Annotated in this window: 12 protein-coding genes; all 12 read left to right on the forward strand. The window is 49.5% G+C overall.

What is annotated here, in order from left to right; genetic code table 11:
* Positions 1 to 133: 133 nt before the first annotated feature.
* Entirely contained in the window at positions 134 to 2,527 is a 2,394-nt protein-coding gene (locus tag N2K84_RS01185) for a glycoside hydrolase family 95 protein (protein WP_282589926.1), read from the forward strand.
* 42 nt (positions 2,528 to 2,569) lie between these two features.
* Positions 2,570 to 3,478 (forward strand): alpha/beta hydrolase, encoded by a 909-nt coding sequence (locus tag N2K84_RS01190; protein WP_282589927.1) that lies wholly within the window; start codon positions 2,570 to 2,572, stop codon positions 3,476 to 3,478.
* 387 nt (positions 3,479 to 3,865) lie between these two features.
* Positions 3,866 to 4,465: an RNA polymerase sigma-70 factor gene (locus tag N2K84_RS01195; protein WP_282589928.1), complete on the forward strand. Its 600-nt coding sequence runs from the start codon at positions 3,866 to 3,868 to the stop codon at positions 4,463 to 4,465.
* Between the two features lie 72 nt (positions 4,466 to 4,537).
* Positions 4,538 to 5,533, forward strand: a complete 996-nt coding sequence (locus N2K84_RS01200; RefSeq protein WP_282589929.1) for a FecR family protein — start codon at positions 4,538 to 4,540, stop codon at positions 5,531 to 5,533.
* A 146-nt stretch (positions 5,534 to 5,679) separates the two neighbouring features.
* Positions 5,680 to 8,931, forward strand: coding sequence for a TonB-dependent receptor (locus N2K84_RS01205; protein WP_282589930.1), 3,252 nt, complete (start codon positions 5,680 to 5,682; stop codon positions 8,929 to 8,931).
* A gap of 31 nt (positions 8,932 to 8,962) precedes the next feature.
* The gene (locus N2K84_RS01210; protein WP_282589931.1) at positions 8,963 to 10,537 is read left to right on the forward strand and encodes a RagB/SusD family nutrient uptake outer membrane protein; all 1,575 of its coding nucleotides are present in this window, start codon (positions 8,963 to 8,965) and stop codon (positions 10,535 to 10,537) included.
* A 106-nt stretch (positions 10,538 to 10,643) separates the two neighbouring features.
* Positions 10,644 to 11,942 (forward strand): TolB family protein, encoded by a 1,299-nt coding sequence (locus tag N2K84_RS01215; RefSeq protein ID WP_282589932.1) that lies wholly within the window; start codon positions 10,644 to 10,646, stop codon positions 11,940 to 11,942.
* A 44-nt stretch (positions 11,943 to 11,986) separates the two neighbouring features.
* Entirely contained in the window at positions 11,987 to 14,698 is a 2,712-nt protein-coding gene (locus N2K84_RS01220) for an exo-rhamnogalacturonan lyase family protein (protein ID WP_282589933.1), read from the forward strand.
* A 50-nt stretch (positions 14,699 to 14,748) separates the two neighbouring features.
* On the forward strand, positions 14,749 to 16,908 hold the full coding sequence (locus N2K84_RS01225; RefSeq protein WP_282589934.1) for a glycoside hydrolase family 65 protein: 2,160 nt from the start codon (positions 14,749 to 14,751) through the stop codon (positions 16,906 to 16,908).
* A 35-nt stretch (positions 16,909 to 16,943) separates the two neighbouring features.
* Positions 16,944 to 17,675, forward strand: coding sequence for a DUF6250 domain-containing protein (locus N2K84_RS01230; protein ID WP_282589935.1), 732 nt, complete (start codon positions 16,944 to 16,946; stop codon positions 17,673 to 17,675).
* Positions 17,676 to 17,824: 149 nt separating this feature from the next.
* Positions 17,825 to 19,129, forward strand: coding sequence for a glycoside hydrolase family 28 protein (locus N2K84_RS01235; protein WP_282589936.1), 1,305 nt, complete (start codon positions 17,825 to 17,827; stop codon positions 19,127 to 19,129).
* 38 nt (positions 19,130 to 19,167) lie between these two features.
* Entirely contained in the window at positions 19,168 to 20,577 is a 1,410-nt protein-coding gene (locus tag N2K84_RS01240) for a glycoside hydrolase family 88/105 protein (protein ID WP_282589937.1), read from the forward strand.
* Positions 20,578 to 20,610: the final 33 nt, after the last annotated feature.

Consider the following 20,610-nt stretch of genomic DNA (forward strand, 5'->3'; position numbering starts at 1 on the left):
ATACTCTATTTTTGAAAGGTTTTAATTAAATTTCATCAACATTCTACCTGACATGAATCCGATTTATTATTTTCTGATCTTATCAACGATCCTGTTTTCTTGTGCAGCACCAATAGAACAAGAAGCAAATCTTATGAAACTTTGGTACGATAAACCAGCTTCGGAATGGGAAGAAGCGCTACCCATCGGAAACGGACGATTGGGAGCTATGATCTTTGGAGGTACCGACATCGAACAAATCCAACTGAATGAAGAAACAGTTTGGGCGGGAGAGCCAGGCAACAATCTCCCCGAAGGTTTTAATGAAATATTACCCGAAGTTCGTCAACTTATCTTTGATGGTAAATATAAAGAAGCTGAGAATTTGGTGATGAGCCGGGTTCCGCGCCAGGCGCCACCGACCAACAACTACGGAATGCCTTACCAAACGGTTGGTGATTTGTGGATTGAGTTTCCGCAGCTGAAAAACGTGAATAACTATTACCGGGACCTGGATATTCAAAATGCCGTGAGCTCGGTTTCATTCGAACACGAGGGGGTGAACTACAAGCGAGAATACCTGGCCAGTGCTGTCGATCAAGTGATCGTAGTTCGGCTGACGGCTTCCGAAAAAGGAAAAATTAGCTTTAACCTGAAAGCCAACAGCCCGCATTTAGTCAATCAGGTTGTGGTTGAAGGTGACCAATTGGCGCTGAGCGGCAAAGGCGGATCGGTAGATAACAAAGCCGGGAAAATTGAGTTCGATGCACGCTGCATGCCTGTCATCGAGGGCGGTAAACTGGTGGAGACGGATTCGTCGTTGCAGGTTGAGGGAGCCGATGCGGCAACCATTTATATTTCCATCGGGACCAACTTTAAAAATTACAACGACCTCAGCGGTGATGCCAAAGCCCTTGCCCTGAACTACCTGCAACAAGCCGAAACAAAAAGTTTTGACAACCTAAAAGAAGCTCATGTTGCCGACTATCGCCAGTATTTTGATCGGGTGCAACTGGATTTGGGCGTTACCGATTCCATCAAAAATACAACCGACCAGCGCATTGCCGATTTTGCAACAGGCAACGACCCGCAGTTGGTGTCGCTATACTTTCAGTTTGGCAGGTATTTGCTCATCTCATCTTCTCGTCCCGGAACACAACCTGCAAACCTGCAAGGGATTTGGAACGACAAGCTTTTCCCTTCATGGGACAGCAAGTACACGGTCAACATCAATACCGAAATGAATTACTGGCCGGCCGAAGTAACCAACCTGCCCGAAATGCACGAACCGCTGTTTTCGATGCTGAAGGATTTGTCGGAAACCGGACAGCAATCGGCTCGCGACATGTATGGCGCCCGGGGCTGGATGATGCACCACAACACCGACATCTGGCGCATTACCGGTATTGTTGACGGCGCCTTTTACGGCATGTGGCCCATGGGAGGCGCCTGGTTGAGCCAGCACCTGTGGCAGCACTACCTGTACAGCGGCGACCAAAATTTTCTGGCCGAAGTTTACCCGATTCTGAAGGGTATCGCTACGTATTATGTAGATGTGCTTCAGCCCGAATCTACGAACGACTGGCTGGTGGTAACACCTTCTATGTCGCCCGAAAACCGCCACCCAATGGGAACCTCCATGACGGCTGGCACCACCATGGACAACCAATTGGTGTTCGATGTGTTTTCGAATTTGGTTGAGGCGGCTTCGGTTTTGCAAACCGACCAGGCTTTTGCCGATACAGTGAGCGCGATGAAAAAACGGCTGCCACCCATGCAAATCGGACAACATACGCAACTGCAGGAATGGCTGGAAGATTGGGATCGCGTGGATGACAAGCACCGGCATATTTCGCACCTGTACGGGCTGTATCCGAGTAACCAGATTTCGCCCTTTGCATCACCCGAATTGTTCCAGGCTGCACAAAATACGCTGGAGTACCGCGGCGATATTTCAACAGGCTGGTCGATGGGCTGGAAAGTGAACTTCTGGGCGCGTCTGCTGAACGGTGACCGCGCTTACAAACTAATTGAAGACCAGCTGACACCATCGCCCATTGAGAAAAAAGGCGAGAAAGGCGGCACCTACCCGAACCTGTTCGACGCCCATCCGCCCTTCCAGATTGACGGAAACTTTGGATGTACTGCAGGCATTGCCGAGATGCTGGTGCAAAGCCACGACGGTGCTATTTTCTTGCTACCGGCGCTGCCGTCGAAGTGGCCCGATGGCATAGTGAAGGGCCTGCGTGCACGTGGTGGCTTCACGATCGACCTGCGCTGGGAGAACAGCCGGGTGAAGGAGTTGACCCTGCATTCGTCGATTGGTGGAAACTGCCGTTTGCGCTTGGCTAATGAGTTGGGCGGTGATGCGGAATTGAAGCCGGTTTCAGAAGAAGCCGTGAACCCGAATCCCTTATTTAAACGTGCAGCCATCAAACAGCCGCTCATCAGCGAAAAGGCTCAGCTTAAAATGCTTGACCCAATACAAACCAACTTGTTCGATTTTAATACCGAAGCAGGCGGAACTTATCATTTCTTCGCTATGTAGAAGTATCGTGTTCAGTTTACTTTTTTAATTGATAGCAGAGCTATGATAAAATACCGGATTGTAACAAGCCTGGTGTTGATTTTTTTCTCGGAGCTGGCTTATGCTCAGGAATATATTCCGCTATGGTCCGATGGGAAGATGCCCAACTCGAAAGGGATGAAACTGGAGCGCCTGGAAGAGCGTGAGCGTGTCACCCAGATTGATGTGCCCGGCATGTATGCTTTTTTTTCTTCAAAAGAAGAAAACACGGGTTCGGCCGTTTTGATTTTCCCTCCGGGAGGCTATCGGAAAATGACGTATAATATTGCCGGTTTGCAGTTGGCCAAGTGGTTCAATACATTTGGCGTGAATGCTTTTGTGGTGATGTACCGTTTACCTACTTCGCTCGACCTGAAGGAGCCGGAATTCGGCCCGATTACGGACGGGCAGCGTGCCTTGAAAATGGTTCGCGCCAATGCCGCAAGATGGAGTATCAATCCCGGTAAGATCGGGGTGATGGGCTGCTCTGCGGGCAGTGGTTTAACTGCGAATATGGCTACATTCACAACTGATTATGCCGCGATTGGTGATTCATTGGATGCGGTGCCGGTAAATCCCGATTTCCAAATCCTGGTATCGGGGGCTATCAGCATGACACAGGATGCGCACGAAGGGAGCCACGATGCCTTACTGGGCGAAGAAGCCGACGAAAAACTCGAAGTCCTGTTCTCGGGCGAGCTGAATGTGACCGGTCAAACACCGCCTGCTTTTATTATCTGTGCCGCAGATGATCCGGTGGTGAATCCGATGAACAGCCTTCGTTATTTCGAAGCACTGCAAAAGGCGGGCATATCTTCGTGTTTGCATATCTTCCCCAAAGGCGGTCACTCCATTGCTCTACGAAATAATCCGGGTTCCACAAATCTGTGGACTGTACTATGCGAGGCATGGTTAAAAGAGATGGGGTTTTGAAGGAACGCAAAGTTTATTATTCACCACGTATTGCCCAATGACCTTCCGGCTAGTTGGCTCATACCAGCTCCATATCCAGGTCGTCTATTCAATGTTTATACAGTATATCTTCTGTGTATTTGAATACAGAAGAAACGCAGAAGATACACAGAAAAAACACAGAAGATCTGACGCTGGTCCGGACAAATTAGAGAGAGTTTGCCGGGCATTCCCGGAAAGAGGATTTTTATCAGGACGTTAAAAACAGGGCAAAGGGAACGGTGCAGTCACTTCCTGAAGACTTAATTTTTTTAGGATTTATCGTTTCGGGATTGAATGGCATTGGGTTTATGTACACGCGGTTGACTTTGATATTTTTCATAGCTTTGCCGGTAATAGCTACAAAAAATGGTTTTCAGTCAAGCCCGGATGATGCGGAAAAAAGCTTTTGAAACGATGTATAACAGGCATTTTCATGCCTTTTATGTGGTTGCTTTTCATTTTTTGCACCGACAGGATGATGCGCAACAGGTTGTACAGGAGGCCTTTATTAAGTTGTGGGAAGGAGATGTCAACCTCGAATCGGAGGCGGAAGTGAAGAATTACCTGTTCATCGTGGTCCGCAACCGTTGCCTGAACTTGCTGCGCGATCGGAAGAAAAAGTCAGCACTGATAGCAGAACCCGATCATTTGTTGGCCTCCATTAATTACCGCTTGCTGAGCGAAACAGGCGAGGATCTCATGCTGTTTCGCGAACTTTCCGAAAAAATCCAAACGTCTATTTCAAACTTGCCTCCCCAGTGTCGCGAAGTATTCAGCCTGAGCCGTTTCGAAGACCTGACGAACAAGGAAATTGCTGATAAGTTGGCCATCTCGGTGAAAGCTGTTGAGGCGAATATCACCCGGGCGCTCAGGAAATTGCGGGAAGACTTAGCGCCTTATCTGGACGGAGAAAAGATATCCGGCAAAAGCCTGTTGGTTCGTTCGGTCTTGCTGTCTTTTATGTGATTTCATTTTTTTTTCAACTTGGATGTAGGGTTTTGTTCCGTTTGTGTGTTTTTATTCACAAACACGGATAATATGAACCGCATCGAACAACTCATAAACCGCTACTTCCATCAAAAGGCCAGTGCCGATGAACTCAGGGAACTGGACGCGTGGATGGCAGAAGCGTCCAACAAGCAAACACTTACCGATTACCTGAAAATCTGGCTGTGGACCGGGCAGCTGGAACAAAAGCAGCCCGACATCAAACTGGAAGACACCTGGAGCCGGATTCAGGAACGGCAGACGGTTGGAAAAGCCAGGAAGCTAATCATGAAAACATTTTTACGTTATGCAGCGGTTATTATCATCCTGTTGAATGTTGGGTGGTGGGGAGCCCGCGCATATTACGTGGGAGCAATGGATCCGGAAGGCCAGGTTTTCAGCGTATCGGCCAACCGGCTGAATAATTCGCTGGTTACCTTGCCCGACCAAACCCTGGTGTACCTTCGCCCGGGGACAAACCTGCAATACGATTCGCGTTTCAACAAAAAACACCGGCAGGTTACCCTGGATGGTGAGGCCTACTTTGAAGTTGCCCGCGATGAAGCTAACCCGTTTACGGTTATTACCAGTCATGCCCGGGTGAATGTGTTGGGTACCCGTTTTAATGTTTGTGCCAGGCAGGAATCGTCTGTTGTCCAAACCACCCTGGTTGAGGGGAAAGTAGAATTTGTGACCGGGGAAGGTGAAAAATACCTGCTCGAGCCAGACCAGATGCTTGAGCTAAATTCCGAAACCAGTACGGTGAAGGTGACCCAGGTCAATACCGACTTATATACGGCCTGGAAAGATGGGAAAGTAATCTTCCGCAACGCCACCCTGGGCGAGATTACCCGGAGGCTGGAGGAAATTTATCACGTAAAATTCAGGTATAAAAATCAGAGCTTAGCCGACAATTATCGGTTTTCCGGAACCTTTCATTACGAAACATCCATTGGAGATGTGATTACCATGTTAAAAATTTCGATCCCGATGGAGGTAAAACGTGTAGAACGCTTCCCCGAGCCGGATCTGATTTATTTGGAATAAAAAACGGGCAATACTACCAATATTGCCCGCGAATATAAGGGACTACCAATCCCAAATAGTAATAATAATAATAGTACAAACTTATGAAAAAAAAATCTGTATCCAGCGGGTTTCTAGCCCGTTATTACTTGAAAAAACTCGGTCTTATGATGCGATTAATTTTATTCCTGATGTTGGTCTCTGCGTTTGTGACAAACGCAAAAACCGTGAGTTCACAATCGGCTAAACTATCCCTGTCATTCCAGAATGCCAGCTTGACTGAAGTGTTCGAGGTGATTGAAAAGCAAATGAATATAGGCTTTTTAGTCCCGAGTAATTTGTTGACCGACCGTCGGAATATCACCTTGTCGGTTACCAATGCTACCGTCGAGAGCGTTCTCCAACAAGTGTTGATCCCTAATGGATATGAATTTGAATTTGTGGGCAAGAATGTGGTGATCACCGAAAAAAATGCGGTACGCCAGGTTCAGCAGCAGCAAACCGTGTCGGGTAAGGTAACTGATGCCACGGGCTTTCCGTTACCGGGAGTTACGGTTGTTGTGAAGGGCACTACCATCGGTACCATTACCGATTCGGAAGGTCGGTACAACCTGACCAATGTTCCGGGTGAAGGCACGCTCGTTTTCAGTTTTGTGGGCATGAAATTTCAGGAAATTCTTGTGGCCGGCAAAACCACCATTGATGTTGTCCTGGAGGAGGGAACGATTGGTTTGGATGAAGTGGTGGCGATTGGTTATGGCGTTGTGAAAAAACGCGATGTAACCGGGGCCATGTCGTCCATCAAAAGTGAAGATTTTAACCTGGCTGTGACTGCCGCTCCCGAACAACTGATTCAGGGTAAGATTGCCGGGGTGGATATTGTGCAAAGCAGTGGCCGCCCGGGGGCAACCTCTACTGTGCGCATTCGCGGTACCAGCTCCATTTCTGCCGGGAATGATCCCCTGTATGTGATCGATGGCATTCCGATGCAATTCAACTCGGCCAACCTGTACGTGAATGTGTCGGGTGAAAGCGGAACATCACCCTTTTCCTCGGAGGGTTCCAATCCCTTGAACACGTTGAATCCGGCCGATATCGAGTCGATCGACATTTTGAAGGACGCTTCGGCCACCGCCATCTATGGTTCGCGTGGCGCCAACGGGGTTATCCTGATCACCACCAAAAGCAAAAAAGAATTTGGCGAGTCGATCTCGTATGACACCTATTTCGGGTTGTCGTCCATACGGAAAAAGATGGATTTTCTGACAGCTGATGAATACCGCGATTATTCCGAAGACAACAGCTATCCTTATCCGGATGAAGGCGCCAATACCGATTGGCAGGATGCTATTTTCCGTTCGGCACTCAGCCAGAACCACAACCTGGCTTTTGGCGGCGGATCGGCTAACAGCAACTATCGTGCTTCGATGGGGTACAGTAGCCAGGAAGGTATTATTCTTTCGTCGAAACTGGAAAAATACACCACCCGCCTGAATGCCAATCACAAGGCCTTCGATGGAAAACTGAACATAGCCGTTAACCTGACTTATGCGAAGATTGACAATGATGATGTCCCTGTGTCGTCGAACGTAGCCAACGAAGGGGGTAATATTTTGAAAGATGCTTTGCGCTGGGCGCCAACATTGCCGGTATATAATGCCGATGGCAGTTATTACCAGTTGGGCGAACTGCGGGTAAACCCGGTTTCGTGGAAAGAGGTGACCGATGAGAGCCATACAGATAACTTTATTGGTAGCGCTTCCTTCTCCTACAAGATTATCGATCCGCTTAGTGTATCGGTCAATGTTGGGCACACCGATGAAGCGATGGAACGGTACATTCATATCCCATCTACCCATCCGGTAGCTGCCGCCGAAAAAGGACGGGCTTCCATCAGTAAGCTGAAAAACTACAGCTCGACTATGGAAACCAACTTGAATTATTCGAAAGACTTTAACGAAAATACCAGTTTCAGCGCTTTGGTGGGGTACTCGTTCTACCGGTATGTAACCCAAAATACGTTTACACTGGCCAACAAGTTTGTTTCGGATGCGACCACCTGGAACCTGATGCAATCGGGAAATATTCTGTCCAACACATCTTATAAAAGTGCGAATCGGCTAAGTTCGGTTTACGGAAGGATGAACCTGAAACTAAAAGATCGCTACCTGTTTACCTTTACCTTGAGGAATGACGGATCGAGCCGGTTTGGCGATAATTATCGCTGGGGTTTGTTCCCCTCGGGAGCTTTTGCCTGGAATATTGCTGATGAGCCATTCTTCAACAACACGAAAGTGACTAACCTGAAATTGCGTTTGGGATTTGGGGTTACCGGTAACCAGGAAATCCCGAATAACCTGTACCGTGAGCAATTAACCGTTAGCGGTTCGTCGGTTTATGTATTGGGGGGCGTTGCAATTCCGAGTGTTCTGCCCAGTAATTATGCCAACCCCGATTTGAAATGGGAAGAAACAACCCAGCTTAATTTGGGGTTAGATTGGGAGTTGCTTGATGGCCGTTTCTCGGGTACCATCGATCTGTATAAGAAAAATACCAATGATTTGTTGCTGCAGTTCTCCACTGTCGCACCATCGGTGGTGAACAGCCAGTGGGCCAATGTGGGTGAAGTTGAAAATAAAGGCTTTGAGTTTGCGCTGAATGGTACGTTAATCAGCAAGAATGATTTTCAGTGGAAGGCGAGCCTAAACTTTGCACGGAACGTTAACGAAGTCATCTCATTATCCAATTCTCAATTCTCGAGAGAGGTGATCGATACGGCTCCGGCTTCCGGCTTGCTGAACCACGACGGCAGCGCACAAATTATCAAACCCGGACTTCCGCTCGGTACTTTTTACGGTCCCAAGTTCTTAGGGCTGGATGAAAACGGTATGGAGATATTGATGGACGAAGACGGTGTTGCCGGGCCGGACGATGTGGTGATCGGCAATGCTAATCCTGACTTCACTTTCGGCTTTTCAAGTTCGGTATTTTGGAAACGTTTTGATGCTTCTGTGTCATTCCGCGGTGTAGTTGGCAATGACATTTTCAACAATACCGCAGCCGAATTTTCATACACTAAACCCACCCCGGGTGTCAATGTGTTGAAATATGCCGTTGAGAGTGGCGTTTCTCACGAACAAGGTGCACAGTACTCATCCCGTTGGATTGAAGACGGTAGCTACCTGCGCCTCGATAATTTGAGTGTTGGTTATACCTTCAATACCAATAAGATCTCTTTCTTATCCAAAGCCCGTGTATATGTTTCCGGACAGAATCTGTTTGTCATTTCCAATTATTCTGGCTTTGACCCGGAAGTGCGCACCAATACCAACCGTGGCGGAACAGCCCCAATCGGGATTGATTACCTGGTGTATCCACGGCCACAAGTATTCATGCTTGGTGCAAATATTACGTTCTAGATAAGATGTCAACTTTTAACAATAATACGATATGAAGAGAATGATAAAAACATATAAAACATATCTGGCGCTTTTATTGGCTTTGTCGATAAACCTGATGCCCGGTTGTACGCTGGATGAAGATGTTTATTCGGAATATGTGGCCGAAACTTATTACCAGGGCGAGGCCCAGGTACTTTCTTCCCTGTCGGGGATTTACCGGAACTTTGCGACCATTACCGGCATGGGTACTGAATACCGGATTATGGAAATGTCAGCCGACCAGGTGTTGGTGACCGGAAAAATCCAGGGCTGGTGGTCGGGTGATGCCTTTGAGCAAATTACCGAGCATAAATGGGATGCCGACCATTCTTATTTGTCCTCAGCCTGGAACTCGTTTTTTGGGACCGTCGGGCGGACCAATGCGTTGTTGGCTTCGTTGGAGAACTCAGGTATTGAGGGGTTGGAAGGCCCCAAAGCTGAATTACGTGCTCTGCGTGCATATGCCTATTTCTTCTTGATGGACTTGTTTGGCAATGTGCCGGTTTTCACCGGTGCAAAAGTGGATGCCAACGATTTGCCTCAGCAGAGTACGCGGGCTGAAGTCTTCGATTTTATTGTCGCAGAATTGGAAGCAGCTGCACCGGACCTACCGTCGCAGGCAAATGTCGGAAACGAGTATTACGGTCGTATTACTCGCGAAGCTGTCTATGGGTTGCTGGCAACGGTTTACATAAATGCCGAAGTTTACACCGGAACGGCTTATCATGACGAAGTAATCTCGTATTGCGATCAGGTAATTGCTTCCGGAGCTTTTGAATTGCTGGATAATTACTTCGATAACTTCGTTTACAATAATGAAGGAAATGCCGAATTCATTTTTGGCGGAGTTTATACCCCAACCATTGCCGGTGGAGTGGGCCATCCGCTGGTGCAGAAAGTGTTGCCGGGTATCAGTGGTGGCTTGTTCGGCTTGCCCTACACGCCTCAAAACGGTTTCCAAACCCGCGAGTCGGTTATGAATTTGTTTGAGGATCAGGATGTACGTATGAAAATGTTTTTTGGGCATGGGCCACTGATTGATCCGCGTAATGGCCAGGTAGTAATGGTGGAACGCGTTGTGCCGGATGGAAACTCGGCCCTGTACGTTGACGGAAAATCGACTCAAGGCCCGGTGCCGTACGAAATCATTCCGGCAACCGGTATTCGCAGTCAGCCGATGAATGCCGGTATCAAATGGATCAAATGGGGTATTGACCCAAATACCAATGGGGGAAATGCCGGCAACGACATCGCCTTCCTGCGCTATGCCGAAATATTTTTGTTGAAGGCCGAAGCTTATGCTCGCAAAGGACAGTTCGACTTAGCTTTGCCCTTAGTCAACCTCATTCGCGAACGCAGCAATGCCAGTACGCTTAGCGCTGTTACATTGGAGGACATTTTGGACGAACGTGGGCGGGAGCTGACTTTTGAAATGTCGCGCCGCCGCGATCTGATTCGCTTTGGTAAGTTCACCTCGGCCTGGGAGTTTAAAGCCGTTTCGGAAAGCTTCCGTAACCTGTATCCCATTCCGCAAACAGCACTTGATGCCAACCCGAACCTGACTCAAAACATGGGTTATAATTAATCAGCGCATTTTTATCATAGGCATTCCAATCCGGCTTTCTTTTGAACAGCCGGATTGGTTACCTCTTTTTTGTTTGTTATCTTTCCCTAACTTAAACCGATTTCTTATGAATTACAATTTCAAATACCGCCTTGCGTTTCCTCTAAACCTTTCGTTTCTGAAGCGTTTTTTTCTGCTAATTATTGCTTTTTCGGTGGGTAGTTCGATGGGCTTTGCCCAAATCCTCGAAGGAGTGGATTACAGTCATTTACGGCAGGTGTATCACACCTTTGATATGGCTGGTGAAGATGTGTTCGGGCAGCGTTTCCCGGCCGAGAATTACACCTTTGTTGATCCGGTTACCGGGGTGACGGTGAATGCGCTGACAACTTCGCGGCACAGCAGTTCCAAAATGTACCAAACTCATCCGCAATGGACCCCGGATGGAAAATATGTTGTTTTCACCTCCAATCGTACCGCGCGGCAAGAACGCGGTGGCGGACAGGCCTACGCGCTGTCGATGGAAAATTTCGAGATTGTCCAGATTACGACCGGCGATCGCGGGCACAACCTGCATCTGGGATGGCATAAGAATTCGGCTTATTTGCTGCGGGAAAATCAGGTCGTGGAATTGAAGCTCGATGCGCTGCTTCGCGACAGTGAAAAGGGGCAAGTAGGCGAGCCGGATGATTATGAAGTGATTTTGGGTAGCATTCCCGACTCGATACGTCCTTCCGGATTGGGCCTGGATGCCAATGAGAAACGTATTTTCTTCTCCTCCCGGCTGGAAAAAGATTTATCGGCTATTTACAGTTTCGACTTCGAAACCGGTAAAACAACCCAATTACTGGAAGTCCCCATTTGGATTGGCCATTTGCAAGCCAATCCGTATGTGTCGGGCGAGATGATGTATTGCTGGGAAACGGGTGGCGATTCACCGCAACGGATGTGGTACCTTTCGGTTGATGCCGATGGAACGGTCACCAATCGTTCGGTTTATCAGGAGCGTGATAATGACTGGGTAACCCACGAAGTGTTTATGGGGCCCGACCGGATTCTTTTTCATTTGATGGGTCATCTCGATCGCTTGCAGGTCAATCAAACCGGTTTGTACTCGCTGAATGTACGGACCAAAGAATTGACCTTTCACGGGCAAACCGGAGGTGGCGGGTACTGGCACTGCAATGCTTCGCCCGATCAAAAATACATTGTGGCAGATACCTTCGACGGCAAACTCTATCGGATCAGCGCGACCAATCCTGAGGAGGTGGTTTTGCTCACGCAGGGGCACCGGCTGCAAAGTATCAGTCCGTTTACCAAAGAAGCGCATTTGCACCCTTCATTGAGCCCCGATGGAAAGTGGGTGTTGATTAATTCGAGCCTGCTTACCGATAGCGATATCATGCTGATTCCTTTGTTGCCCTAGCCGTATGTTTTTTTTACTGACTCACCGACTAAAAAACCATTAAAATGAACGATTCAACAGAACATTCTTCAGGACCACATTATTCCTGGCGCTGCGTGCCGGTCATTTTGTTGTTTACGCTGCTGGCTATTTCATCAGTCAAGGCTCAAGGCCAATCCATTCAGCTTAATTGGATGGGGAATCATGCTCCTCAAATTTCTACGGGGATAAGCTGGGGGGTACCTTTTGCTGAAGGAGAAGTTCAACCATCACAATTCTTTCTTCTGCGCGATAGTATCGGAGAATCTTTGCCGCTGCAAAGCTGGCCGCTGGCCTACTGGCCTGATGGTTCCTTGAAGTGGGTCGGGCTCAGTACGGTGGTTGATGCCGGTTCGGCCAATGCCTTCACACTGGAAGCTGTGGAAAAAGCTCAGCCACTTGTCGCAGGCAAAACGCTTGTGGTAGAGGAACAGGATGAATTTGTTCGGGTGAATACCGTTGGGTTGCAATGCGTCCTTCCGCGTTCCGGAAATAAACTGATCGGCTCAATGCATGTGGCCGGGAAGGAGGTATCTGCGGGAGGTGAATTGGTGTGCCTGCTGCAACAGGGTCCCGCTGCAGATGATGGGCAACAGCCTTTTATTGAAAGATTTTTGGGAAATATCGACAAGCTTACCGTGGAACAAGCCGGTCCGGTTCGGGCTGTCGTTAAAGTGGAAGGGCACCACCAATCAGTGTCGGGCAACCGGAGCTGGCTTCCGTTTGTGGTGCGCCTGTATTTTTATGCCGGACAGCAAACCGTGAAAATGGTTCACACCATCATGTATGACGGCGATCAGGAGCAGGATTTTATTCGCGGCCTCGGAGTAAGTTTTGAGGTGCCTTTGGATGAACAGCTGTACAACCGGCACGTTCGTTTTGCCGGTGAGGAAGGGCGCTTGTGGGATGAGCCGGTACAGCCGCTCACCGGGCGGGTTCCTTTGTCACGCGCCGAGAATTATTACGAAAAACAACTTCGGGGTGAGCGTATCCCGGAAAAGGAATCCTTTGCCGAAAATCAACAATTCCTGCTGCATCATTGGGCATCGTGGGGCGATTTCAAACTCAACCAGCTGAATTCTGACGGTTTTACCGTGCAAAAGCGTACCAACCAGGTGAGCGCCTGGATTGATGCAGGTGCCGGAAAGCGTTCGCAAGGAATGGCTTTCGCGGGTGATGTGTCTGGTGGGTTGGCTGTTTGCATGCGCGACTTCTGGCAATCGTACCCGTCATCCATCGAAGTGAAAAATGCCCGCAGCGATACAGCCAAGCTGCTGGCCTGGATGTGGTCGCCCGATGCACCAGCCATGGATATGCGGCATTACGATACCATCCCCTGGGGGCATAACCTGGATGCCAGTTACGAAGATGTACAGCCGGGTTTCAGCACGGCTACCGGTGTTGGTCGAACAACGGAGCTCTTGTTGTTTGCAAGCCCCGATATTCCTTCATTCGAAACACTGAACGAAATCGCCCGGCAGGCCAATTATCCGCCTTTGCTGACAGTCAGTCCGGAATATCTGCACCAGGTGCCGGCTTTTGGCGTTTGGAGTTTGCCCGACCGAAGTACTCCGGGGAAACAGTGGCTGGAAGACCAACTAGACAAAGCCGTCAGCTACTACCAGTTGGAAGTGGAACAACGGCGTTGGTATGGCTTCTGGGACTTTGGGGATGTGATGCACGCTTACGACCCCGAACGGCACGTTTGGCGATACGATATTGGCGGCTATGCCTGGGACAATACCGAGCTGATGCCCAACCTCTGGCTGTGGTACAGCTTTTTGCGCAGCGGCCGCGAAGACATTTTCCGCATGGCCGAAGCCATGACCCGTCACACCGGCGAAGTGGATGTGTATCACCTGGGCCGTTTTGAAGGACTGGGCTCCCGCCATAATGTGCGTCATTGGGGCTGCGGCTCCAAAGAAGTGCGTATTGCCCAAGCTACCTTGGGGCGTTTCTTTTATTACCTCACCACCGACGAACGAACCGGCGACCTGATGCGTGCCTCTGCCGAAGTATCCAACCGGGCCATTGGCGAACTTGACCCACTTCGGTTGATTCTCGATAAAAGCGAATATCCCACTCATGCCCGGATGGGGCCCGACTGGCTGGCTTTGGCCGGCAACTGGATGACCGAATGGGAACGAACTGGGGATAACAAATGGCGCGATAAAATCATGACAGGGGTGAAAAGTCTGGCGAACATGCCCTATGGGCTTTTCTCCGGAAAAGGCGCCGCGATGGGCTACGATCCGGAAACGCATCAACTGTACCAGCTAAGCCCGGATGATATTGGCTTCTCGCACCTGTCGGTATTGATGGGCGGCCCAGAGGTGGCTTACGAGCTGACCGAACTGTTGGACGAGCCCGAATGGACGCGCCTGTGGGAACAGTTCACCCGGCTTTACGGCGCCCCGAAAGATAGCGTGGAAAAGGAGTTTGGCCTGGCAGAGCAACTTGGAAATCCGGGCCATTGGTATTCGCGCTTGCCGGCCTATTATGCCAAACGAACCGGGGAAAAGGCTTGGGCAGAACGGGCCTGGAACGAATTCCTGCAAAGTGGGACCCACTTCAATACGAAACTGTTTGACAGCGCCAAAACCCTGGAGCCGGTGTATGAGGTGGAAGGCGTTTCGACAAACAATACCGCCCAATGGGGATTGAATGCCATTCAGCTGCTTGAGCTGGTTGGCGAATATTTCCCGGAAGACCACCCGAAAGTACAGGATGCCCAATAAACGGTTCTGTTTTAACTTAGTCGGGAATTTTACCTGCAAAACTGAAACTGATGAAACACCAAACGAAAATCGTACCTGCCGTTTTGCTTGCCGGCATGTTGCTCTTTGGGGGCTGCCGGCAAAAAACAAGCGGTTCGGGTACCGAAACAACGATTGACCGTTTTGACTGGGTGAACCGGCACAACGTGATACTGACCGAGCTGGATCCGCTTGCACCGGTGACTGTCGGAAACGGAGACTTTGCGTTTACAGCTGATGTGACCGGCATGCAATCATTCGAAAATTACTATTTCCAACATGGCATCCCGTTGGAAACCCGCACCACCTGGGCTTGGCATTCGTTCCCGAATACCGAAGGTTTTGAATTGAAAGATGCCTCGAAATCCAGCGATTTTCATGGACGTCCGGTGTTTTATGCCAGCATTCAAAACAGCCCGGCAGGCGATTATTTCCGCAAAAACCCGCATCCCGTTCCCATGGGGCAAATCAGTTTGGTGAGTGAAAATAGCGAGCCGCTGACCCCGGAAATGATTGAGGACATTCGTCAGACGATGGATTTATGGCAAGGGCTGGTTGTTAGTCAATATCAAATTGAGGGGCAATCGGTAGCTGTTGAAACTGTCAGTCATCCGGAATCGAGCGTGGTGGCCTTCAAAATCAAATCTGAACGATTAAACTCCGGACAACTAAAACCAGCCTTCCGGTTTCCCTATTCGTACGATTTGTCGGTTAAAAATAAACCGCCTCTGGATTGGAGTAAGCCGGGGCAGCACGATACGAAAATACTGGAACAGGACGCCAACAGCATCGTGTTACAGCGAACCATCGACAGCAGCAGCTATGTGGTGGAGATTCAGTGGCAGGGAAAAGCCCAATGGGAGCAGACAAGCAAACACGAATTTTCGCTCGACTGTTCGGGTTCGGATAGTTTGACGTTGGTGTTTAAATTTTCGCCTTCACGGGGGGCCGATGCTCTTCCTTCGTTTGAAGAAACTAAACAGGCGAGCGCCCGGTCGTGGCAGGACTACTGGACAAAGGGTGGTGCCGTTGACCTCAGCGGAAGTACTGATCCGAGGGCACAGGAACTGGAGCGACGCATTGTGTTGTCGCTTTACCTGATGAAGGTCCACTATGCCGGTTCGTTTCCGCCGCAGGAATCGGGCTTGGCCCATCTCAGCTGGTATGGAAAACACAATTCGGAAGTTTACTGGATTCATGCAGCACAGTTTTACCAGTGGAATCACACCGAACTGCTGGAGAAAGGGCTAGCGTGGTATCAGAAAATACTTCCGGTGGCTATGGCTGATGCCAAAAGTAAAGGATTTGAAGGGGCACGCTGGCCGAAAATGGCAGGAATTGATGGGCGTGTCAGTCCGGGGGAAATCAACCCTTTCATTATCTGGAACCATCCCAATCCCATCTATTTGTCCGAGCTTGTTTACCGGGCCCATCCCGATTCGGTTTCCTTACATCAATACAAGGACATCGTGTTCGAATCGGCCAGGTTTTTGGCTTCTTATGCCCATTTCGACCCCAACACCGACCGCTATATTTTGGGCCCACCGATTAAAAGTGTAAACGAAAGCACCGAAGAAAACACCACGATGAACCCCACTTTTGAGCTGGCCCAATGGTATTATGGATTGAAAGTTGCGCAGGACTGGCGCGAACGGCTGGGAATGGAACGAGACCCGCACTGGGACGACATCCTGAACAAGCTGGCCCGGCCGACCATTCAGGACGGGAAATACGTCGAACTGGAATCGGATCCCGACATGTATGACCGCGAAGGGGGATTCTCGTCGGCTATGCTGATGGCACTTGGGTATCTGCCAAAGACACCGATGATTGATGAAACCGTCATGCGTCAAACCTTTCAGACTATTTTTGACAGAAACGGCATGGAGAGTTTTGTTAGCTGGAGCTTGGGAAAAGGGGCGCTAACCGCAGCCCGTTTAGGTGAAGTGCGAACGGCTGTTGATATTGTTTGCAACGACGTGCCGAAAGCGAAATTTCAAAAAACAGGCTTTGTGTGTCGCCCAAAAGAAGGCATCAAAAATCCGGCTTACCTGCCGGTAAATGGTTCTTTTCTGGCTGCCGTGGGTTTAATGGCTGGCGGATGGGATGATGCACCGAATCGAAATGCTCCCGGATTTCCCGATGACGGAAGCTGGAACGTACGGGTTGAGAACCTTCAGAAATTGCCTTAAGAACTGCAAAAATAAGAACCGACAAACAAATACTCATGCAACAAAACCGTCACTACCGTATTTCAATTTTTTTGCTTGGTTTGATAATCGTCGTCTTTGGAATTTCAGGCTGTCAACCGAAAAAGAAGAATTCGGTAATCGATGAGAAATTCAGGATTGACGAGCTGCTTTTCGAAGATAAATTTGACTCGGGGATGAACAACTGGCTCGTAGAAGTAGCTCCGGATTCCACCGTCCACATTGGTATTCAGAATGAAAAACTGGTGATCGATACCGACCGCGGGGCCACTGTTTGGCTGAATCGGGAGCTGTCGGGCAATGTGCTGATTCGCTACAAACGTAGGGTGGTAATGGAAGACGGCCCCAATGACCGGCTCTCGGACATGAACCAGTTTTGGATGGCCAGCGACCCTCGTAACCCGGATTTGTTCACCCGTAGCGGCGCCTTTGCCGAGTACGATTCGCTGCTGATGTACTATGCAGGCATTGGCGGTAACTATAATGAAACCACCCGTTTCCGGAAATACACCGGCGATGGCAACCGGGTGTTGGTTCACGACCTGACCGATGAAGCCCACCTGCTGAAACCAAACCACACGTATCTGATTGAGATTGTGGTGAAAGATGGGCAGACCAACGTATTTGTAGATGAGGAAGAATTTTTCAGTTTCATGGATGACAACCCGCTTACCCGCGGCTATTTCGGTATCCGCACCACCTGGTCGCGCCACGAAATTGATGATGTGGAAGTTTATCGACTGAAATAAACCAATCCCAAAAACCTAACACAATGAAACAAAACAACAGAACTGCCTACTACTTTTTCCCTTTTTTGCAAAGAAGCAGTACAACATGGTTTCCCATATTGATCTTTTTCCTTCTGATTGTCGCGGGATGTAAGTCAAATCCGGGACGAATGGTTTTTAATGTGATGGATTTTGGGGCGAAGGGCGACAGCCTGACCCTGGATACTGAAGCCATTCAAAAGGCTATCGATGCAGCAGCTGCGGTCGGTAAACAGGCACAAGTATTGGTGCCGGCCGGACAAAAATACCTGATTGGAACGCTCGTACTGAAAAGCGATATTGACTTTCACCTGGAAGGGGATGCTCAACTGCTGGTAAGCACGCGTCAGGAAGATTATTCGGGCGAAGCAGCTATTGTGGCCTACGGGGCCAACAAGCTCACCATATCCGGAACAGGCAGTATTAACGGGCGGGCCCTGGAATTCATGGACCACTATGAAGCAGAAAATGAATGGTGGATACCCAAAAGCTGGCGCCCGAAATTGTTCATCCTGACCGATTGTACCCAACTAATTGTTCGGGAAATCACCATTGAAAAGGCACCAAGCTGGAGCCTGCACATGTTGGGATGCGAAAATGTGTTGGTTGAAAATATCAATATTCACAATAATCTGGATGTCCCTAACTGCGACGGAATTGATCCTGACCACTGCCGAAATGTGGAAATCCGGCACTGCCACATTGTTTGCGGCGATGATGCCATTGTAGTGAAAGCCACCCGGCAGGAAATAGACTATGGGCTCTCAGCCAATATTTGGGTGCACGACTGTGTGCTCGAAACGCAGGACTCGGGTGTAAAAATCGGAACTGAAACCACTCAGAATATTTTCAATGTGTTGTTTGAGCGCTGCGAAATCAAAACAAGTTGTCGCGGTCTCACGATCCAGCTACGCGACGAAGGAAACGTGGAAAACATTACTTTTCGCGATATCACGTTTTCATCGAGTTACCACTCCGATCCGTGGTGGGGACGGGGAGAAGCCATCTCGTTCACAGCCATTCCGCGGCTTCCCGAAAGCAAGATTGGGCAGATCCGCAATGTTCGGGTTGAAAATGTAACCGGCGTGGCCGAAAACAGTATCCGGGTAAACGGAACCAAAGAAAGCCGCATTCATAATGTGCAGTTCGAAAACGTTCATGTTACCTTCAACCGTTGGACGGAGTATCGGGGAAACTTGCTGGATAACCGCCCCACAAAAGCGTATCCGGATATCGAAATGCGCACCAATCCTGGTTTTTACGTTCGTTTTGCCGATCAGGTAAAAATCAGCAACAGCTCAGTTTCCTGGGGAGAAAACCGACCTGATTATTTTACACATGCCCTGGAGGCACATGATGTTACAAACCTGGTACTTGACGGGATTAAAGGTGAAGCTGCCCATCCCGGCCGGTTTAAAGCCATTGTAGTGAATTGATGCAGTAAATTTGAAATATTAACCTTGAAAAATAAAAAATGAATATGAGATTTATCCCGTTTAAAAGTTGGCTGAAAATGCTGGGATTGGCCATTTTTAGCTTTTACTGCATGGATGCCCGGTCGCAGGAAAAACCAGCAACCGACGTAACCACTCCTTTGCACCTGATGAAGCCTGACTATCCGATTCCTTATGGTATCCCTCAGGAAACCGAAGTGAAGGCCGTGCTTGACCGGGTTTACGATTACCTGAACGAAGTGACCCCGGCCAAAGTAGTTGACCGCAGAACCGGCAAAGAAGTCACGAACTTTAGCCAAATTACCCGCGATGCCATGCTGCAGCAGGGCGACTTTCGCCTGACCAGCTACGAGTGGGGCGTCACCTATGCCGGCATGACCCTGGTTGGCGAGATTACCGGCAATAAACGTTACACCGACTACACCGATACGCGCCTGAAGTTGCTGGCCGACCTTACCGCCTTCTACCGGCAAAACCCTGAGCTGGATGTGGACCGCAGCTCGCCCGTGCACTCAGTGCTGCACCCGCATGCCCTCGACGATGCCGGAGCCATGTGTGCTGCCATGATCAAGGCCGAGCGTGCCAAACAAGATGGCAGTCTGCTTCCGATGATTGAGAACTTTATCGATTACATTCATACCAAAGAATTTCGGCTGGAAGACGGGACGCTGGCCCGAAACCGCCCTCACCTGAATACTTTGTGGCTCGACGACCTGTTTATGAGCGTTCCGGCGCTGGCCCAAATGGGGAAACTGACCGGCGAACAAAAATACTACGACGATGCCGTGAAACAGGTGCTCCAGTTTTCACGCCGGATGTTTAATTCCGAAAAAGGCCTGTATATGCACGGCTGGGTACAGGGAATGGCCCACCACCCGCAGTTTCACTGGGCGCGGGCCAACGGCTGGGCCGTCATGACGATGGTGGAATTGCTGGAATTGCTTCCCCAATCGCACCCTGGTTATGCCGATGTGCTGGCTCAATTGCAGGTACATATTGCCGGCCTGGCTGCTTATCAGGATGGAACCGGCTTCTGGCACCAGCTGATCGACCGGAACGACACCTACCTCGAAACTTCGGCAACTGCCATTTATGCCTATTCCATTGCGCGTGCCATCAATCGCGGCTACATCGACAAGCAAGCTTATGCGGGCATGGTGCTGCTGGCCTGGAATGCTGTTTCGACCCAGGTAAGCGAAAAAGGACAGGTGCTGGGTACCTGCGTGGGAACCGGCATGGCCTTCGACCCGGCATTTTATTACTACCGCCCGGTTAACCCGTATGCGGCTCATGGCTACGGGCCTGTGTTACTGGCCGGTGCCGAAATCATCAGCCTGCTGAAAAATTCATTCCCAAAAATGAACGACAGCGCTGTGATGTTCTATCCCGAAGAAATCAAAACGGATAAGCCAATTTTCAGTGTGGAATAAGCGTGAAAGTTCATGGGTACAACGTTCATAAGT

Source organism: Gaoshiqia sediminis (assembly GCF_025907915.1).
GTDB lineage: Bacteria > Bacteroidota > Bacteroidia > Bacteroidales > Prolixibacteraceae > Gaoshiqia > Gaoshiqia sediminis.